The organism is Methanobacterium veterum, assembly GCF_000745485.1.
Classification (GTDB): Archaea; Methanobacteriota; Methanobacteria; order Methanobacteriales; family Methanobacteriaceae; genus Methanobacterium_D; species Methanobacterium_D veterum.
In genome coordinates, this window is sequence record NZ_JQJK01000008.1 from 33,189 (window position 1) to 49,156 (window position 15,968).

Sequence of the window (15,968 nt, forward strand, 5' to 3'; positions counted from 1 at the left end):
GAGCATGTAAAAATCGGAGATTTTTACTGCATTCGAAATTTATAATTTCGATGTTTGAAAATTGAAAATTTTCAACCGGAAAAATTCGTAGAATTTTTCCATGCCCCGAAAACCTATGGTTTTCGACGGCCACGAAACTTCCGGTTTTGTGAGCACCACCGCAAAATCAGAGATTTTTACTACCACAAATCTGCGATTCGCGGGGTTGGCGGGGGATATTGGACCTGTTTAAAGTCCGAATTACCATTAAAATTTTAAATTATTACTGTTTATTTTACTAATTTCTTTAATCAACGAGTTTAGTCAATTTAAAGTATTGATAATTTGTTTTATAAAAATAGTAATAATTTCTTATGATAATAACATAACTAAGTTTTTATATGTTAAAATCTAAAAGCTGACTAAATGAAAAACGCTAAAATTCTCGTCATTGGAGATGAAAATAGCGCAAAGATAAGTATAAAGTCTAAGCTCGAAGATTTAGGCTATACAGTTCTTGCTATTGAATCACATGGTATAAAAGCTGTGAAAAATTCCGGAGAACTAAAACCTGATTTAATTTTAATTGATATTAATCAAAGTGGAAATTACATAGAGACCTCCAAAATAAGGAAGTACTTTAATAATCCCATAATATATTTAGCAGATTATTCTGACAGCCAGTTACTCGAGAAAGCAGAATTAAATCCGCCTGTTTATATTATAAGAAAACAATTTAGCGACATTGAACTTAAAAGCACCATAGAAACTGCTCTTTACAACGATTTAAAATTAAAAGAGGGTACCAAAAATTTAAATGCGTTTTTAAATGCTGTCAATGAACCAGCATTTCTAATAGATTTGAAAGGGAATATACTTTTTACAAATGAATACACTGAAAAAACTTTAGGTGAAGTTGTTGATTCCAATATTTACGAACTTTTGCCGCGACCTATAGCTGCATACAGAAAAAAGTACGTTGAAAATGCCATTAAGGCTAAAAAAGTTACTTGTTTTGAAGATGAACGCTACGGTAAACATTATGAATACCGAATTTATCCAATTTTAGATGAAAAAGATGAAGTATCAAAATTATCAGTTATAGGACTGGATGTTACTGAGCGTAAACTAGTTGAGAATACCTTAAAAGAAAGTGAAGAAAAGTATCGTTCAATTTTTGAAAATAGTACAGATGCCATATTCCTTACACGCCCTGATGGCACTATTTTAGATGTTAATCCTGCTGCAGAAGAAATGTATGGATACACCAGGGATGAGCTGCGTAAATTAGGCAGATCAAGTATTGTTGATAAAGATGATCCTCGATTGCACGCATCTATAAATGAAAGAGCTATTACAGGTAAATTTAAAAGTGAATTTAATTCCATAAAAAAGGATGGAACAAAATTTCTCACAGATGTTACTGGCAAATTATTTACAGATAGCAACGGAAATGACAAAGGAATCATCATTGCAAGGAATATTACTGAACGTAAAAAGATAGAAAATGAATTAAAAGAGAAGCAGCGCACTTTTGAAACTTTAATAAGTAATTTACCTGGAGTTGCCTACAGGTGCATGAATGATCCTAACTGGACAATGGAATTTGTAAGTGAGGGCTGTTTAGAATTAACCGGATATCAACCAGAAGACATCATTATGAATAAAAACGTTTCTTATGAAGATTTAATACATGTTGATGACAGAAAAATTGTTTGGAGTACAATTCAAAAAGCTTTAAAAGAAAACAAAGCATTTAAAATTATTTACAGGATAATCACTGCAGATCTAAAGGAAAAATATGTATGGGAACACGGTAGAGGCGTATATTCTGATGAAGGCGAATTAATTGCTTTAGAAGGATTTGTAACAGATATTACAAAACGTAAAAAAGTAGAGAAAGCACTCAAAAAGTCAGAATTGTATTATAGAACTATTTTTGAAAATACTGGGACTGCAATGTTAATAGCTGGAGAGGACACTGTTATTTCCCTTGCAAATACTGAATGTGAAAAGCTTTCAGGATATTTAAAAGAAGAATTAGAAGGTAAAAAAAGCTGGATAAATTTTGTTGTAGAAGAAGATATACAGCGGCTATTAAACTACCATAATATAAGGGAAAATGAACCTAGCAGAGCTCCAAAAAACTATGAACTTAAGTTACAAAATAAGCAGGGCGACATCAGAGATGTTTATGTAACTATTGAGTTAATCCCCTATACAAAAAATCGGCTAATTTCTCTTTTAGATATTACAGATAAGAAAAGATCACGGAAAGCACTTAAAAAAAGTGAAAGAAAATATCGTCAGCTTGTGGAAAATGCCCATGAAGGTATCTGGTCAGTTGATTGTGAGGGCAACACTCTCTTTGTAAATCCAAGAATGGCAGATATGCTGGGCTATACTGTAGATGAGATGATAAATATGCATTTATTATCTTTTATGGATGAAAAAAAAGCAAAAATTGTTAAATCACATGTGAAAAACTACAGGGATATTGCTGAAGGACTATATGAATTTAAATTTACTAAAAAAGACGGAAAAAATATCCATGTAAATATAGATATCACGCAAATCTATGACGACCACGGCAATTACATAGAATCCTTAGCTTTAATATCAGATATCACTGAACGTAGGAAAGCTGAAGAAAAACTTAGATTAGCAAGTACATATAACCGTAGCTTAATTGAAGCAAGTTTAGACCCTCTTGTAACTATTGGTTCTGATGGAAAAATAACTGACGTAAATAACTCTACAGAAATTATAACTGGTTACGCTCGAGAACAGCTTATAGGGACTGATTTTTCAAACTATTTCACAGAACCTGAAAAAGCCATGAAAGGATATCAACAAGTTTTTCAGGAAGGATTAGTGCGTGATTACCCATTAAAAATTAAAAATAGGAAAGGTTTTATAACACCAGTTTTATATAATGCTTCAGTTTATAAAAACGAATTTGGAGATGTTATAGGTGTATTTGCCGCTGCACGTGATATTACCCAGCTTAAAAAAGCCGAAGAAAATATAAAAGCGTCGCTTGAAGAAAAAGAGATACTGCTTAGAGAAATTCATCACAGGGTTAAAAATAACCTGCAGATAATAAGTTCCCTTTTAAGTCTTCAAACAGGTTATACTAAAGACGATGAAACACGGAATGTCCTTGAAGAGAGCCAAAATCGTGTTAAATCAATGGCAATAGTCCATGAAAAACTTTACAGTTCAGAAAACCTTGTAAAAATAGATTTCAAAGATTATATTAAAGATCTAACAGATAGCCTATTTTTAACCTATAAGATCAGCCCACATATGATAAAATTAAATAAAAATATTGATAATATCTTTTTTAATGTAAATACTGCAATTCCATGCGGCCTTATAATAAATGAACTGGTAACAAACAGCCTGAAACATGCATTTCCAGCGAACTATGTTCGCGGACCTGAAAATGGAAAATTTTCAGATCCAACAGTCTCTGACTGTGGACCAGCAAATCATAGATTTGCAGATCCGGCGAACTATGTTCGCGGACCTGAAAATGGAAAATTTTCAGATCCAACAGCCTCTGGCTGTGGACCAGATAAGAAATCTGCAGATACCCCGACTGCAGGTCATAACTCTAATGAAATACAGGTTGAACTTCACCAATTAAAAAATAATTTAGTACTAATAGTCTCAGATAACGGTGTGGGCTTACCTGAAAATATAGACTTCACAAACACAGAATCTTTAGGGCTACGTTTAGTAAATAACCTGGTTAAACAGATCGATGGTACTATTGAACTGGATAAAACAGAAGGTACTAAATTTACAATTACTTTTAAAGAATTGAGATATAAAAAAAGAATTTAAATCATTTTTTAGTGAAAATAAATATTACAGGTTGAATTTCTAAACAAATGGAAATTAAGACAATGACCAACAAAAAAAGAGAAAAAACTACTAGTTTTTAGAGTATGTGCCAGGGTAATGAATAAAGGCGCCATAGTGTTGAGGCACTTAATAAATTTAAGATATAAATTAAAAGGGGATAGATCAATATCCAATAATATTAACCTAAATTAGTAATGTATAGTTTTACATATAAATTTTACGGTTTAGAATATCAATACTGCTTTATATACAATTTTGAAAATTGTAATATTTCCATATTAAAAAATAAGCTCAATTTTATTATTTTTTGCAAGTTTATTATTTTTAAAATATTTAATTATACAAATTAATATGCTCAGTTCTGCTACAATTTGGACATATCCATATTTTCCAATCAGAGCGTAACTTTTTATATAGTTTCCCCCTGCCCGATTTGCCACAATAGCTGCATTTTCTAGTTTCATACTTCAAGATTTCACCCACAATATGTTATTAAATATACATAGTTTTTTATGATTTTAATATGTATTATATCATTTATATTAATTATTATTTAAAAATAGATCAATAATTAAAAAAATATAATGCAGTGAAACTAATGAATACTGTTTCTTTCCATCTTTTTTGAGAAATTAATGAATTAAATAATTTCGTTTAGATAATTATGTAATTAATTTAACTTATTTTATTTTCAGTAATTTCATGTAATAAAAACAGTATGTTGATATATGAGAAAAAACAAAAAAAAGAGTAGAACCTCAATAAATCAAATAATACTTTGATTGAGATTCATATATCAAAAACAGGTTAAAATTTTCTGTTTCAATGCGAAAATTAAGGCCATATTAAAGTATATCACTTTAAGTGAGTTAAAAAGCAATTGTATCTAAAAAATAAAGGATTAAGCTAAGTTATGGAGATGAAAAAAATGAAAGAAGAAGTATTTTTCAGCAAAGGAATGCCTCATGTTAAAAAAGATTATCCAGACCTTTATGAAGCAATTGTACATTTAAATAATGCCACATATACCGGTAAAACCCTAGATTATAAAACTCAAAAGTTAATAGCCATAGCAGTAAATGCAGCAGCTTCTGATGACAGGGCAATAAGAAAACAAATGGTAAGCGGAATGAAAGAACTCGGAATTACAAAAGATGAGATAATGGACGCTTTAAGGGTTGTCCTGTTAACTGCAGGGAAACCAGCATTTACCAAATCAGTTGCAATACTATATAAATTACTTGAAGACCCAGAAATGGTAAAATGTATTAAATGATTTTTTTTAAACAAATTTATTTTAATAATCCCCTATTTATTTTTAATAAGATATGGATACAGATTAAACCCAATAAACTTATTTTAGAAAGTACTAAAGAAAAATCATGAACTTTCAGTATTCCCCCTATGGCGCCATACTAATGGTAAGCGCATTCATAATTTTATCTTTAGGTATTTACAGTTATAAAAAACGTTCATCCACATTACATACTTACTTCATTTTTTTCATGATATCCATATTTTTATGGTGCCTTGGAGCAGGAATGGAATTTTTCAGCATTGCAATATGGGCAAAGGTATTCTGGATTAAAGTTACTTACTTTGGAGTAGCTACAGTTGCACCCCTCTGGTTTATATTTGTATTAAACTATGCTAATTATGAGAAATATTTAAAACCTACCTACATCAGGCTTCTTTTCTTGATACCCGCTATCATTATAATTATGGCATTTACAAATGAATGGCACGGATTGCTGTGGCCAAATATAATCCCAACTTCCAGCCAGCCAGGAGCTGTTTTAATTTACGAACACGGCCCTATTTTTTTCATCAACATGATATACAGTTTCTCCCTGACTATAATAGGACTAATTATTTTAATTAAAACATTAATAAAGTCTTCTAGAAAGTATCGACAACAGATTTCCATTTTAATAATGGTTGGGTTAATACCATTAATTTTTAGCAGTCTTTATGCATTTCACGTTCTCCCCATTGTAGGGCTAGATTTCTCCCCATTTGCACTTGTCATAGCTGGAATGCTGCTTGCTTTAAGTATTTTCAAGTTCCATTTCCTTGATATTCTTCCAGTAGCCCATAAAATACTATTTAAAAATATGGTCAACGGTGTTCTGGTCTTTGATGATAATGAAAAGTTAATGGAAGTAAATTCTGCTGCCAGTCTAATAGGTATAAGCCAGGAAGATATTAACAGGAATGCAGATGAAGTTTTCGGCAAATTTGAAGAACTTAAATCAGTTTACATGGCACGTAAGTCCGAATCAGAGGTATTTTTAGGAGAACCATTAAATCAATGGATTCAAGCTCAGATTACCCCCATCTACGATGATGAAGATATATTTCAGGGACATTTGCTAATAATTCAGGACATAAATAAACGCAAAAAACTGGAAGATGAATTAAAAAAATCACTGGAAGAAAAAGATCTCATGATGAAAGAAATTCATCACAGAGTCAAGAACAACTTCATGATTATACAGAGCCTCCTTCAATTACAATCACGGCATATAAACGATGAAGATGTTTTAGAGATTTTTAAAGAAAGTCAAAATCGGATTAAATCAATGGCATTTGTCCATCAGCGTTTGTACCAGCATGATAACCTCAAAAAAATTAATTTCGGAGATTATCCTGAAACTTTAGCTTCGGATATTTTCAAAAGTTATGTGAGCAAACCAGATCAAATAATATTAGATATAGATACAGAAGATGTTGCACTAGATATAGATACAGCTATTCCCCTGGGGTTAATTCTAAATGAGCTGATTTCTAACAGCTTAAAATATGCATTTTCAGATGGTAGAAACGGCCGATTAATGGTTAAATCTTATTTAAAAGGCAGTAAATACGGTTTAATAGTCAGTGATGATGGAATAGGGCTCCCAGAAGGATTAGATTACAAAAAATCAGATTCTTTAGGCTTAAAATTAATACACAGTTTATCTGATCAAATAGGGGCAGATGTTAAATTAGATACAACAAATGGAACTAAATTTGAAATTACATTTGAAGTCAAAAACTAAATTTAACATCTAAAATACCACCACAAATTAAAAATAAATATAAAAAAATATATTTTCTCTATTTACAACTTAATAATAGACATAACCATTAAATAATCTTTTTAGCAGTTTTTTATACAATAACAATCCATAGTAATTTTTTAGAAAATTTTAAATAATACATTAACTAATATAAATAATACAAAGGAGGTAATCAAATGGTAAATGCAATAGTCGCTGCATTAATGTCTTTAATAATTCCAGGAACAGGCCAGATAGTATCTGGCGAAGTTAAAAAAGGAATACTATTTCTAGCCATTGAAATTGTATTATACATACTATTCCTCACAGTAAGCCCATCCATAGTTATCATATCATTCCTATTTGCCATATATGCCGCATATGACGCATATAAGGGGGCAAAATCAGATCCACATGCATCTGCAGTATAACAAATAATTCCTTTTTCATTTTATTTCTAAAAAAGAATTCATTAATTACAGAATTAGTTAAACATGCAGTATTATAAGCATTTTTAGATCTAATTTATCAAATACACCTTACTAATTAACCCAATGATCACCATTTGAAATAACAACTTAAAAACAGTAATTCTTGTACTTTTAACAATAAATTTATATCCTGAAAATGAATAAAATCATTTACATGATCACTTTTAATTTTGGTTTAAAGCACAACCTTTTTATACTAACTTATTCTAATAATTGATCATCACCAATGGTGAAAACAACTTTTTTTGGGATATAATCCCACGGATGTGGCGCAAGCTGAACAAAAGAGGTGTTTTAATGTATAAATATATAAGAGACGCATGGAAAAATCCAAGCGATTCCTTCGTCAAGGAGCTTATGCAACAGAGAGCTCCTCAGTGGAGAAGGGAAAGCGTAATTCAGAGAATAGACAGACCTACAAGACTTGACAGAGCAAGGTCTTTAGGATATAAAGCTAAAAAAGGATATGTTGTTGTAAGGACCCGAGTTAGGAGAGGTGGAAGAAGAAAAACAAGATTCACCGCCGGTAGAAAACCTAAAAGACAGGGTGTCAACAAAATAACCCCTGCAAAATCCATTAAAAGGATTGCAGAAGAAAGAGTAGCCAAAAGGTACCCGAACTTAGAAGTTTTAAACTCATACTGGGTATGGGAAGATGGAAAATTCAAATTTTTTGAAGTTATACTAGTTGATCCAAACAGTCCATCAATTAAAGCGGATAAAAACATAAACTGGATCTGTGAAAAACAGCACACAAGCCGTGCGCTTCGTGGACTCACAAGTGAAGGTAAAAAAACCCGTGGACTTCGAGGAAAAGGTAAAGGCGCTGAAAAGGCCAGATAAGCCTTAAATTATTTTTTTTAGCAAAATAAAGGAAAAATATCCATGATCCATAACATTTCATATCGTGTATTTGTTTATGGAACAGAAAATGAGGAAAAAGTGAAAGGGGCAGTCAAAACCCTCTTTCCCAATTCTCATCCTCAAACTGATACTACAGAAGGCTATTTTAAAAATCCTGTTTTAATATTACATGATAAAATATCCAAAAACCGTGAAATTAAAAATTTTATCATGATATTAAAAGAAATTGACGCTGCCAGTAAAAAACGACTTCTCAGTGGACTGGAAAATAAAATGGATGAGCGAGGAAATTTGTTCTTAAGATTTAATAAACAGAGAGCATACCTTGGAGATTTAAAGATAATCGAACATGGAGATGCAATACACGTTAAAATAAATATAGCTGCTTATCCTGCAAAAAAAGAAAACGCAATGGAAATTGCAAGGGATATTTTTGGTGCATAATTATGTTTTTTGATTTTCATGTTCACAATACCCATTTAGCCCGCGAAGCCAAACGGCTAGGATACAGCGGAATTGCACTTATACAATCTTCCAAAAATTATAATAAAACCGTCAGTATCAACCCGCAAGATGATTTCAGCGTCTTCAGTGGTGTTGAAATATATGCAAAAAATCCTGAAGATTTAAGAAAGAAAGTTCAAAAATTTAGAGAACACAACGAAGTTTTAATAGTAAACGGCGGCGATATAAAAATAAACAGAGCCGCATGTGAAGATCCGCGGGTCGATATACTGGCACATCCCTACAAAAATAGAAGAGACAGTGGGATAAACCATGTAGTTGCAAAGAAAGCCGCAGAAAACAATGTTGCAATTGAACTCAGTATTAATTCTATGATTAAAACACGCTTATCACTAAGAGCAAAAATTCTAAGTCAATTCAGGCAAATTTTAAAGCTCCAGCGAAAATTCAAATTTCCACTAATAATTACAAGTAATGCTTATTCTATATATGATCTCAGGACTCCTGAAGATATAACTGCCTTTGCAGGCTGCCTGGAAATGACCCATGACGAAATTATAAGTTCATTATCTAAAAATCCTGCAGATATAATAGAACGGAGCAGGATAAGGAAAAATGTTATAGTACAAGGGGCTAGAACTATAGAACAGGATGATTAAGATGAAGCTTAAAATACTGCCCCCTACACTAAGGAATGATAAAAGATACATCTCATTTGAAGCTGTATCAGAAGTACCTTTGGGTAAAGAAGACGTGATCTCGCTGGTATGGGAATCTTCATTGAATTTCCACGGCGAATGTAAGACAAGTAAATTTGATCTGTGGGTTATGAGGATCTGGTCCCTCAAATCAGCTGATGATAAGAATATAATTAAAGGAATTCTCCAGTGTAATAGAGAAGAAGTAAGTTCAGTAAGAGCAGCGATCTTGCTTGTAAATAAATTTAAAGGCAAACGAGTAGTCTTTCATACCATCGGTATTTCCGGAACAATCAAAGCCGGAATAAAAAAGTTTATTAAACTAGAAAAATAACATAAATAAATAGTTTTTAATTTAAATCTGAATTTGTTTAAATTCGCTACTATTACCCTTTTAACTTATATTTAAAACTGAGTTTAAATGAGTAGTTTTAATTAATTTAATAAATAAATACATATAAGTAAAGTATTAAATCTAGTATAAGTTATATTGAGAAATCAAATTCATTTAATAAATCGAAAAATAATAGAGAGGTATATATATGCAACCGATGCCAGGAGCAGGATATGATAGGGCTATAACTGTATTTAGCCCAGATGGAAGACTTTTTCAGGTTGAATATGCGAGAGAAGCTGTAAAAAGAGGTACAACTTCATTAGGTGTTAAATCGGGTGAAGGTATCGTACTTGTTGTTGATAAAAGACCTACCAGCAAACTCGTTGAACCAAAATCAATAGAAAAAATATTCCAGATTGATGAACATATTGGTGCAGCGACCTCCGGACTTGTAGCTGATGCAAGGGCCTTAATTGAGAGAGCAAGAATAGAATCTCAGGTTAACAAAATAACCTATAACGAACCAATCAGAGTAGATAGTTTAGCTAAAAAAATATGCGACATGAAACAGATGTATACCCAGCACGGCGGGGTAAGGCCTTTTGGTTCAGCTCTAATAATTGGAGGAGTAACTGAAACTGAATGCAGATTATTTGAAACTGACCCTAGTGGTGCGCTAATTGAATACAAAGCAACTGCAATAGGCGCTGGAAGACAAATAGCAATGGATGAATTCGAGAAGAAATACAAAGAAGGCATGAAATTAAATGAAGCTATTGATCTAGCATTAGATGCTGTTTATGAAGCCACTGAAGGTAAAACAAGCGCTGAAAGTGTAGAAATTGCAGTTATAGATTTCGAAACTAAACGATTCAGAAAATTATCAGAAGAAGAAATAGAAGAATATGTTGAAGAACTTCTCTTAAGAAAGCCTAAGGAGGAAGAGGAAGAAGGAGAAGAAGAAGAGGAGTAAAAATGGTCACTCTTGAAGATTCAGTTATAGCCCGTCTGGAATACTACGGAGAACGTTTTGAAATCTTAGTAGATCCAGATCTTGCTTCCGAGTTTAAAAGAGGCAAAAACATACCATTAGAGGAAATACTAGCTGTTGAAGAGATATTTAAAGATGTTAAGAAGGGAGATAAAGCATCTGAAGAATCAATGAATAAAGCTTTTAATAGTACAGATCCTCTAGAAGCTGCAGCCTTAATACTTAAAAAAGGCCAGGTACAGTTAACTGCCCAGCAGCGAAAAGAAATGTTAGAAGAGAAAAGAAAGAAAATTATTGCAAAAATAACAAGAGAAGCCATAAATCCACAGACAAGACTTCCTCATCCTGCAAGAAGAATTGAAAAAGCCATGGAAGAGGCTAAAGTTCATATTGATCCATTTAAAAGTGTTGATGAACAGGTAAATATTGTTCTTAAAGCCATTCGTGTTAAAATACCAATAAGATTTGAACATGTAAATGTAGCAATTAGAATTCCTGGAGATTACGCAGGAAAAGTATATTCTGTAATTTCAGATTTTGGAAAAACAAAAAAAGAAGAATGGCAAAAAGACGGATCATGGATCGCTGTGGTTGAAGTACCTGGTGGCCTACAGGAGAGCTTTGACAGGAAGTTAAGCGAACTTACAGGCGGACAGGTGGAAACCAAAATAGTAAAATAATAACTTCGTTGTAGTGAAGAGCTCAGTTTATTTAAACTTATAATTGAATATAATTTTTATCTTCAATCTGTTTCATAATGCCATGAGATAAAGTTTAAACACGATACTTCACTATAATTTTATGGCTTTCCACTTTAAAGGAGGCAGAACGTGATATTTGTAGAAGATAAAGCTTTAGTGGTTCCAGGAGATATTCTTGCAGATGAAGAATATCATACAGGAAGAGGAACGTTTAAAGAAGGTAACAATATATGTTCATCTCTTGTTGGTTTAGTTGCTATAAGGGATAAAAAAATAAGTGTTATTCCCCTGCAGAGCAAATATATTCCAAAAAGAGGAGACGTCGTAATTGGTGAAGTTACCGATATAAGATTTTCAATGTGGAATTAGACATAAACTCCCCATATTCAGGATTTTTACCTGCTTCAGACGTTTTTGGAAAAGAGAAGAGAGATTTAAACAAGGCATTTAATGTCGGCGATGTTTTATTTTTAAGAGTTGTTGATGTTGATGAAGTTAAAAAGGTAAAACTGGGTTTAAAAGGTAGAGGACTTGGCAAATTTAGAGGTGGAATTTTAATCTACATAACCCCAACAAAAGTACCACGGCTCATTGGTAAGAAAGGATCTATGATCAACATGATAAAAGATGAAACAAAATGTGATATCATCGTAGGTCAAAATGGTGTGGTATGGGTTAAAGGCGAACCGCAGATGGAAAGGGTTGCGGAAAAAGTTATAAATATGATAGAAGATCAGGCCCACACCTCTGGACTTACAGATAGAGTAAGAAACATGCTTTCTGAACTTCTTGGTAAAGAAATAGAAGAAGTTGAAGAAGTCCCTGAGCCAGATGTAAATGAATAAACAGGGGTGATTATTATCTTAACAAACAATAATGACAATTTAAGGGCAGATGGAAGAGTATTCAATGAATTAAGACCATTAAAAATAGAAGCAGGTGTTTTAGAAAAAGCAGATGGATCTGCATATCTCGAGATAGGGGGCAATAAAATTCTTGCTGCTGTTTATGGTCCAAGGGAATTACATGTAAGACGTATAATGAGGCCTGACATGGCAGTCATAAGGTGCAGATACAATATGGCGCCATTTTCTGTTGGAGAAAGAAAGAGGCCAGGACCAGACAGGAGATCTGTTGAGATATCTAAAATAACAGCAGACGCTTTAAGACCTGCCATATTTTTAGAAAAATTCCCAAGATCAACAATTGATGTATTTATAGAAATCCTCGAAGCTGAAGGTGGTACAAGATGTGCAGGAATAACTGCCGCTTCAGTAGCTCTAGCAGATGCAGGAATACCAATGAAAGATTTAGTTGCTTCCTGTGCAGCTGGAAAAGCTAACGGTAATGTAATACTGGATCTCTCCGAAGATGAGGATAAAGAAGGTGAAGCTGATTTACCTATTGCTATTATGCCAAGATCTGGCGAAATAAGCCTTCTCCAGATGGATGGACATATGACACCTGATGAATTTGATAAAGCATTAGATCTTGCAATTGAAGGATGTAAACAAATCAGTGAAGCGCAGAAAAATGCCATTAAAGATAGGTATGGTGAAGAAAATGGTTAATATAGTTCCTGAAATTACAAGAAAAAGTATAGTAGAACTTATTGAAAATGGGGAACGTGCAGACGGCAGATCAATGGATGAATACAGGGATATATCTGTTGAAGTTGGAGTAATTGAAAAAGCCGAAGGATCTGCAAGGGTTAAAATAGGTAACACTCAATTGATAGTAGGGATAAAACCTCAACTGGGTGAACCTTTTGCAGATACACCAAATGTAGGTGTACTAATGACCAATTCGGAATTGTTACCAATGGCATCCCCCTCATTTGAACCAGGCCCACCTGATGAAAGATCTGTAGAACTTGCAAGAGTAACAGACCGTTGTCTAAGAGAAGGCCAAATTTTAGATCTTGAAAAATTGTGCATAATCGAAGGTGAAAAAGTATGGATGATATTTGTAGATATCCATGTTTTAGATTATGATGGTAATTTAATGGACGCTGCAGTTTTAGGAAGTGTTGCTGCACTTACAAGTGCAAAGATACCAAATACAACCGTTGAAGATGATAAAATTGTCTTAGATGAAGAAAATCCTGTTGCATTACCTGTAAAAGAAAAACCTTTAATGTGTACATTTGCAAAGATAAATGGTGAACTGATTAATGACCCATCACTTGAGGAAGAAAATGTCATGAATGCCAGAATCTCAATAGGAGTAAGGGAAGATGGCAGTATTTGCGCAATGCAAAAAGGTGGGGAAATGCCTCTAACCAAAGAAGAAATAATCAGTGCCGTTAACAGAACTATTGAAAAAACAAAAGAACTTAGAGAATATTTACCATAAATTACTAAAAATTTACAAGGTGATTAAGATGACAAGAACAAAGAAAGTAGGAGTAACTGGAAGGTTTGGCGCAAGATACGGAAGAAAAGCCAAAAGGACAGTTAAAGGTATAGAAGAAAAAATGAAAAAGGACCATGTATGTCCTAAATGTGATAGAATTGGTGTTAAAAGAGTAAGCACTGGTATATGGAAATGTAAAAAATGCGGAACTGTATTTACAGGAGGAGCATACATTCCACAAACTCCAATGGCTAAAACAGCTGCAAGAAACATCAAAAGGATAGTTGGAGAAGGAAGTTAATCCTTCTTGAACTCAATATTTTTTTAAAAAATTTTTTGGATTTAGTAAAAAACTTCGTTTTTTACACGCCAAATATTAAAAATTTTTGGAGTTATCAAAATTTTTTATTTTGATACAGCAAAATTTTTGAAAAAAATTTTGGGGTTGAGAAAATTCGTAGAATTTTCGAACTCAAATTATTGAAAATAATTTGAAGTCACCAAAATTTTTTATTTTGGTGCGACAAAAAAATTGAAAATTTTTTGGAGTTATCAAAATCTTAGATTTTGATACGACAAAAATTTCTGAAAGAAATTTTTGGAGTTGAGGAAATTCATAGAATTTCCGAACTCAAATTATTGAAAATAATTTGGAGGTTTTAGCTTGTACAAATGTGCAAAATGCGGAACTTTAGTTGATCTTAAAGGATATACTGAAGCAAAATGTCCAAAATGCAGGTACAGAATTCTCTTTAAGGAAATTCCACCAGTTAAAAAAGATGTAACTGCAAGATAAATTTATAAAGGTATTAAATGCTGATAACAACATCACGGAAACCATCAAGTCGGACCAGGTCATTTTGTCAGGACCTGAGTCATGTTCTAAATGCAAAATATATAAATAGGGGCAAAATGAGCTTCCGAGATGTCTTACTTAAATCAGCGGCACTCGGATTTAATGAAACAGCAGTAGTTTCTCAAATAAAAGGAAATCCAAGTAAAATTGAAATATATAACGAAAATAGTGAACTGCTGTTATTTTTAAAGATAACAGCATCCCTTTTAAATTTAAAGGGCAAAATAAAATCTGATGCCCTAAGCATTAGATGTGAAATAGAAGAGCTTAAAAATCCCATCGTTAATATCCTGAAGATTCCCTGTGGAAATTCGAATAAGAATTTAATCTGGGTCAAAAAGGGAGAAGGGGAAAATAAAGCTGTAATAGAATTTTATGATAAAGAAGGTTCAATTAGAGACCCTCGAATTTACGTTAAAAACTGGAGATTTAAATGAATATTCCAGAACACGTTAAAGCCGAATTTAAAATTAAATTTAATAACTTAGATGAAGCAAAGTTGGTTTTAAAATCAATTGAACCCGAAATTCAAACTGCACCATCTGAAAAGACTTCAGTTGAAATAAATTTAGATGGAAAAACTTTAAAATTAATAATCGATGCTGAAGATACTCCATCTCTTCGAGCATCTGTTAATTCATATTTTAGATGGATAACACTATCTCATGAAGTTAATTCGTTAAAGGATACTGAATAGATAGTAACTATAATAAAAATAGAGGTGATTTGAATGGAACTTCCTCAAAATGTACAACATCAATTAGCTCAATTCCAACAGGTACAGCAGCAAGCTCAGGCAATTTCAATGCAAAAACAAAGTGTCGATCTACAGTTAAAAGAAACTAAAAAAGCTGTCGAAGAATTAAACAAAGTAGAAGAAAATGCTGATGTTTACAAAACCGCCGGAACCCTACTTATCAAAGTTAAAAAAGAAGATATGACTAAAGAACTTGAAGATAAAATAGAAACCTTAGAGCTTCGTGAAAAAACTGTCCAGAGACAGGAAGAAAGAATCATGAAAAGGCTCCAGGAAATGCAGTCTTCTATTCAAGAAGCAATGAAAGGAACAGGAATACAATAAAAAGGTCCGTTAATTAAAAAATTAACGGCCTAAATACTAATTTTTAGCTTATTTATAATTTTACTAATTTATCTCGTGCATATATTCAAAAAGCACACTTACGAATTATTTTCTTTTTTATTTTAAATTATTACACTATAATTTCTTAGACTATAACCTTTTAATGAAGCTTTTTTTTATTTATCTAGTAAATTATCCTTGTTTTTTTTATTAAGTTTTAATAACTTTTATATATA

18 protein-coding genes and 1 pseudogene are annotated in these 15,968 nt (G+C 32.4%); 18 read left to right on the forward strand and 1 reads right to left on the reverse strand.

Annotated elements, in window-relative coordinates; genetic code table 11:
- Positions 1 to 405 precede the first annotated feature (405 nt).
- Complete coding sequence (locus tag EJ01_RS00210; protein WP_048079926.1) at positions 406 to 3,831, forward strand: PAS domain S-box protein; 3,426 nt, start codon at positions 406 to 408, stop codon at positions 3,829 to 3,831.
- Between the two features lie 299 nt (positions 3,832 to 4,130).
- On the opposite strand, the gene EJ01_RS00215 is transcribed toward EJ01_RS00210, so the two are convergent.
- On the reverse strand, positions 4,131 to 4,316 hold the full coding sequence (locus EJ01_RS00215; RefSeq protein WP_048079927.1) for a hypothetical protein: 186 nt from the start codon (positions 4,314 to 4,316) through the stop codon (positions 4,131 to 4,133).
- Positions 4,317 to 4,780: 464 nt separating this feature from the next.
- Between EJ01_RS00215 and EJ01_RS00220 the strand changes: the two genes are divergently transcribed.
- The 17 genes and pseudogenes from EJ01_RS00220 to EJ01_RS00300 all read left to right on the forward strand — a co-directional run bounded on the left by EJ01_RS00220 (position 4,781) and on the right by EJ01_RS00300 (position 15,732).
- Entirely contained in the window at positions 4,781 to 5,128 is a 348-nt protein-coding gene (locus EJ01_RS00220) for a carboxymuconolactone decarboxylase family protein (protein ID WP_048079928.1), read from the forward strand.
- Between the two features lie 142 nt (positions 5,129 to 5,270).
- Positions 5,271 to 6,893 (forward strand): sensor histidine kinase, encoded by a 1,623-nt coding sequence (locus tag EJ01_RS00225; RefSeq protein ID WP_245611110.1) that lies wholly within the window; start codon positions 5,271 to 5,273, stop codon positions 6,891 to 6,893.
- A gap of 197 nt (positions 6,894 to 7,090) precedes the next feature.
- Positions 7,091 to 7,324 (forward strand): hypothetical protein, encoded by a 234-nt coding sequence (locus tag EJ01_RS00230; protein ID WP_048079930.1) that lies wholly within the window; start codon positions 7,091 to 7,093, stop codon positions 7,322 to 7,324.
- A 357-nt stretch (positions 7,325 to 7,681) separates the two neighbouring features.
- Positions 7,682 to 8,227, forward strand: coding sequence for a 50S ribosomal protein L15e (locus EJ01_RS00235; protein ID WP_048079931.1), 546 nt, complete (start codon positions 7,682 to 7,684; stop codon positions 8,225 to 8,227).
- A gap of 42 nt (positions 8,228 to 8,269) precedes the next feature.
- Positions 8,270 to 8,692, forward strand: a complete 423-nt coding sequence (locus tag EJ01_RS00240; protein WP_048079932.1) for an RNA-binding domain-containing protein — start codon at positions 8,270 to 8,272, stop codon at positions 8,690 to 8,692.
- Between the two features lie 2 nt (positions 8,693 to 8,694).
- On the forward strand, positions 8,695 to 9,372 hold the full coding sequence (gene rnp3 / locus EJ01_RS00245) for a ribonuclease P protein component 3 (RefSeq protein WP_048079933.1): 678 nt from the start codon (positions 8,695 to 8,697) through the stop codon (positions 9,370 to 9,372).
- A gap of 1 nt (position 9,373) precedes the next feature.
- Positions 9,374 to 9,745, forward strand: coding sequence for an Rpp14/Pop5 family protein (locus EJ01_RS00250; protein WP_048079934.1), 372 nt, complete (start codon positions 9,374 to 9,376; stop codon positions 9,743 to 9,745).
- A 208-nt stretch (positions 9,746 to 9,953) separates the two neighbouring features.
- Positions 9,954 to 10,721 (forward strand): archaeal proteasome endopeptidase complex subunit alpha, encoded by a 768-nt coding sequence (gene psmA / locus EJ01_RS00255; protein ID WP_048079935.1) that lies wholly within the window; start codon positions 9,954 to 9,956, stop codon positions 10,719 to 10,721.
- A 2-nt stretch (positions 10,722 to 10,723) separates the two neighbouring features.
- Positions 10,724 to 11,419, forward strand: coding sequence for a ribosome assembly factor SBDS (locus EJ01_RS00260; RefSeq protein ID WP_048079936.1), 696 nt, complete (start codon positions 10,724 to 10,726; stop codon positions 11,417 to 11,419).
- Positions 11,420 to 11,569: 150 nt separating this feature from the next.
- A pseudogene (rrp4, locus tag EJ01_RS00265) lies at positions 11,570 to 12,285 on the forward strand (exosome complex RNA-binding protein Rrp4).
- Between the two features lie 6 nt (positions 12,286 to 12,291).
- Positions 12,292 to 13,011: an exosome complex exonuclease Rrp41 gene (gene rrp41, locus EJ01_RS00270; protein WP_048079937.1), complete on the forward strand. Its 720-nt coding sequence runs from the start codon at positions 12,292 to 12,294 to the stop codon at positions 13,009 to 13,011.
- Complete coding sequence (gene rrp42, locus EJ01_RS00275) at positions 13,004 to 13,795, forward strand: exosome complex protein Rrp42 (RefSeq protein ID WP_048079938.1); 792 nt, start codon at positions 13,004 to 13,006, stop codon at positions 13,793 to 13,795. The genes rrp41 and rrp42 overlap by 8 nt, the downstream gene beginning before the upstream one ends.
- Positions 13,796 to 13,823: 28 nt before the next feature.
- Positions 13,824 to 14,096 (forward strand): 50S ribosomal protein L37Ae, encoded by a 273-nt coding sequence (gene rpl37A / locus EJ01_RS00280; RefSeq protein ID WP_048079939.1) that lies wholly within the window; start codon positions 13,824 to 13,826, stop codon positions 14,094 to 14,096.
- A gap of 363 nt (positions 14,097 to 14,459) precedes the next feature.
- Entirely contained in the window at positions 14,460 to 14,591 is a 132-nt protein-coding gene (locus tag EJ01_RS00285) for a DNA-directed RNA polymerase subunit P (protein ID WP_048079940.1), read from the forward strand.
- 17 nt (positions 14,592 to 14,608) lie between these two features.
- Entirely contained in the window at positions 14,609 to 15,088 is a 480-nt protein-coding gene (locus EJ01_RS00290) for a Brix domain-containing protein (protein WP_048079941.1), read from the forward strand.
- Positions 15,085 to 15,348, forward strand: a complete 264-nt coding sequence (locus EJ01_RS00295) for a KEOPS complex subunit Pcc1 (RefSeq protein ID WP_048079942.1) — start codon at positions 15,085 to 15,087, stop codon at positions 15,346 to 15,348. Before EJ01_RS00290 ends, EJ01_RS00295 begins: the two co-directional genes overlap by 4 nt.
- Positions 15,349 to 15,381: 33 nt before the next feature.
- Complete coding sequence (locus EJ01_RS00300) at positions 15,382 to 15,732, forward strand: prefoldin subunit beta (protein ID WP_048079943.1); 351 nt, start codon at positions 15,382 to 15,384, stop codon at positions 15,730 to 15,732.
- Positions 15,733 to 15,968 lie beyond the last annotated feature (236 nt).

Bases quoted from the DNA above. Each gene is read 5' to 3' on its own strand.
- EJ01_RS00210 (WP_048079926.1), top strand. From the start codon at position 406: ATGAAAAACGCTAAAATTCTCGTCATTGGAGATGAAAATAGCGCAAAG.
- EJ01_RS00215 (WP_048079927.1), bottom strand. From the start codon at position 4,316: ATGAAACTAGAAAATGCAGCTATTGTGGCAAATCGGGCAGGGGGAAAC.
- EJ01_RS00220 (WP_048079928.1), top strand. From the start codon at position 4,781: ATGAAAGAAGAAGTATTTTTCAGCAAAGGAATGCCTCATGTTAAAAAA.
- EJ01_RS00225 (WP_245611110.1), top strand. From the start codon at position 5,271: ATGGTAAGCGCATTCATAATTTTATCTTTAGGTATTTACAGTTATAAA.
- EJ01_RS00230 (WP_048079930.1), top strand. From the start codon at position 7,091: ATGGTAAATGCAATAGTCGCTGCATTAATGTCTTTAATAATTCCAGGA.
- EJ01_RS00235 (WP_048079931.1), top strand. From the start codon at position 7,682: ATGTATAAATATATAAGAGACGCATGGAAAAATCCAAGCGATTCCTTC.
- EJ01_RS00240 (WP_048079932.1), top strand. From the start codon at position 8,270: ATGATCCATAACATTTCATATCGTGTATTTGTTTATGGAACAGAAAAT.
- rnp3 (WP_048079933.1), top strand. From the start codon at position 8,695: ATGTTTTTTGATTTTCATGTTCACAATACCCATTTAGCCCGCGAAGCC.
- EJ01_RS00250 (WP_048079934.1), top strand. From the start codon at position 9,374: ATGAAGCTTAAAATACTGCCCCCTACACTAAGGAATGATAAAAGATAC.
- psmA (WP_048079935.1), top strand. From the start codon at position 9,954: ATGCAACCGATGCCAGGAGCAGGATATGATAGGGCTATAACTGTATTT.
- EJ01_RS00260 (WP_048079936.1), top strand. From the start codon at position 10,724: ATGGTCACTCTTGAAGATTCAGTTATAGCCCGTCTGGAATACTACGGA.
- rrp42 (WP_048079938.1), top strand. From the start codon at position 13,004: ATGGTTAATATAGTTCCTGAAATTACAAGAAAAAGTATAGTAGAACTT.
- rpl37A (WP_048079939.1), top strand. From the start codon at position 13,824: ATGACAAGAACAAAGAAAGTAGGAGTAACTGGAAGGTTTGGCGCAAGA.
- EJ01_RS00290 (WP_048079941.1), top strand. From the start codon at position 14,609: ATGCTGATAACAACATCACGGAAACCATCAAGTCGGACCAGGTCATTT.
- EJ01_RS00295 (WP_048079942.1), top strand. From the start codon at position 15,085: ATGAATATTCCAGAACACGTTAAAGCCGAATTTAAAATTAAATTTAAT.
- EJ01_RS00300 (WP_048079943.1), top strand. From the start codon at position 15,382: ATGGAACTTCCTCAAAATGTACAACATCAATTAGCTCAATTCCAACAG.